Below are 2,084 nucleotides of genomic sequence, written 5' to 3' on the forward strand. Positions count from 1 at the left end.
CGTGCAAATCTGGGCAACGGCGCGTAATTTTGCACTCAATTTATATCGAGAGTATGGATTTCAGAATATGGCTCAAGCTCAACGACTTGCTGGCTTTGGTCTTAACACACTCAAGGAATTATTTAGAATGAAATAGCCCTGGGTCGGGGTTACTGGCAATAAAATTTTCGAGTTCCCATAAAGCTTTTCCTTCATGTTCTACAAATTTTTCTACCGATTTATTTTCAGACATCTCAACTCCTAATTAGATTCACATCCTCATTATACATAATTTATGATTTACAAATCATTTACGATTGCTATAGAATGTTGGTAACATTAATTTTTGAGATAGGCTAGCTTGTAACAATTCGGCTGCCTATCTTTTTTTAGCACAAGTGGGTTAACTCTTTACGCTCTCTGGGTTTGGGACGGGTTGTCACCCCCCCAGCTCAAATTCAATTTCCAGAATACGACTTGCAGGGGGGAGATGAATTTACACTCAACGATACTTCTTTTCGAGTTGCTATTGCCCTTGACCCGAAAATAGCCAAAAATCTCCAACAACAATCACCCCCAATTATTCCCTCAAATCAAGCCCATCTGTGGGAAATGCTGCAAGCTTTTCTGTTCAAAGCTGTGGGTGGTCAAAATAATATCGGAGTTCTCGGTGATTATGTTTTACTGAAGGAGTTGGGGAAGGGCGGTTTTAGTTTGGTTTATTTGGCGCGACATAAACAAACAAATGAAGAAGTCGCCCTGAAAGTGATGTTACCAAAAGTTGCTGCGAATCAGCGGGCTGTGAATTGGTTTTTGCGGGAAGTGGATAATACTAAATGTTTGAAACATCCTCATGTGGTAGGATTTAAAGAGTCTGGTTATGCTGATGAAACTTTCTTTTTCACGATGGAATACTGTGAGGGTGGTAGTGTTGTTGATTTGATGCCAAAACGCGGTGTCAGCACTTTGCCGATTGATGAGGCTGTGGCTATTATTGTGCAAGTTTTAGATGGTTTGACTTACACTCATAATGCGGAAATTCCGAATGTCAGATTGGCTGATGGTAGTTTTGCCAAAGGACGGGGTTTGATTCACCGGGATTTGAAGCCGGGGAATATTTTTCTGGCGAATATTGGCGGAAAACAAGTTGCTAAAATTGGGAATTATGGGCTAGCAAAAGCTTTCGATAAAGCGGGTTTAAGCGGCTTAACTCTGAGTGGTAATGCTGTTGGTACGCCGTATTTTATGCCGCGACAGCAAGTGCTTGATTATAAGTATGCTAAGCCAGAGGTTGATGTTTGGGCGGCTGCGGCTTGTTTGTATGTGATGATTACGGGATATTCGCCTCGCAATTTTGTGGGATTAGATCCGTTTCGTGCTGTGTTGGATAATGATGTGGTTCCTATTCGCGATCGCACTTCCTCGATTCCTCAACGGCTAGCAACCGTAATAGATCGCGCTTTAGTTGACAATCCTGAAATTTATTATAAAAGTGCAGTAGATTTTAAAGAAGCCTTATTAAACACTATATCATAAATTAATGAATCCACGATTTTTATTGCAGTCTCGCGAAAATAAACCTCGTTGGCTTGTCCTATTTTTATTGGGTTTAATCACGACTTTGGCAATCGCCACAACCACAGTTTACCTCACAACGCCGATCGCCCAAACAGCCAATCCCACCTTATCTGTAGACGTTAAAGCCGATCGACATCCCATAAGTCCCGACATCTACCGTATGAATGATTATGCACTAGAACCCGCCCTCGCCAAAAAGTTGCGAATTCCGCTAGAACGCTGGGGGGCTAATCACACCAGCCGCTACAACTGGCTTGTCGATTCTTTCAACAGCGGCGATGACTTCTTTTTCGTGGTTGGCGGCGAAAGTGTGTGTAGGATCATTTGTGACAAGTTAAGAAAAAGTGCAAATTGTCAAGGGGGTAGACCAAAAAAGGTAAAATAGGATGAAACCTTTACGGGGCAAGCAGTTGAGCCATAGTTAAACCAGTTATGATTCGCAAAAAAAGAATTAACCGAGATCATGCAAAGAAAAAAAATAGTCCCCAAATAGAAAATGAAGCGATTGCGAATCACCTGGAAGATTT

Annotated in this window: 2 protein-coding genes; both read left to right on the top strand. The window is 41.8% G+C overall.

All coding sequences use genetic code 11. The features are described 5' to 3' along the window. The first annotated feature begins 405 nt into the window (after window positions 1-405). Window positions 406-1,515, top strand: coding sequence for a serine/threonine-protein kinase (locus ACUVJL_RS15655; protein ID WP_445246686.1), 1,110 nt, complete (start codon window positions 406-408; stop codon window positions 1,513-1,515). A 4-nt stretch (window positions 1,516-1,519) separates the two neighbouring features. After that, window positions 1,520-1,942 carry a hypothetical protein gene (locus tag ACUVJL_RS15660; RefSeq protein WP_445246687.1) on the top strand — a complete coding sequence of 141 codons (423 nt, stop codon included), beginning with the start codon at window positions 1,520-1,522 and terminating at the stop codon, window positions 1,940-1,942. The last annotated feature ends 142 nt before the right edge of the window (window positions 1,943-2,084 follow it).

Source organism: Microcoleus sp. OTE_8_concoct_300 (assembly GCF_031383065.1).
GTDB lineage: Bacteria > Cyanobacteriota > Cyanobacteriia > Cyanobacteriales > Microcoleaceae > Microcoleus.

Excerpts from the sequence above, each read along its gene's own strand:
- ACUVJL_RS15660 (WP_445246687.1), top strand. The coding sequence starts at position 1,520 with ATGAATCCACGATTTTTATTGCAGTCTCGCGAAAATAAACCTCGTTGG.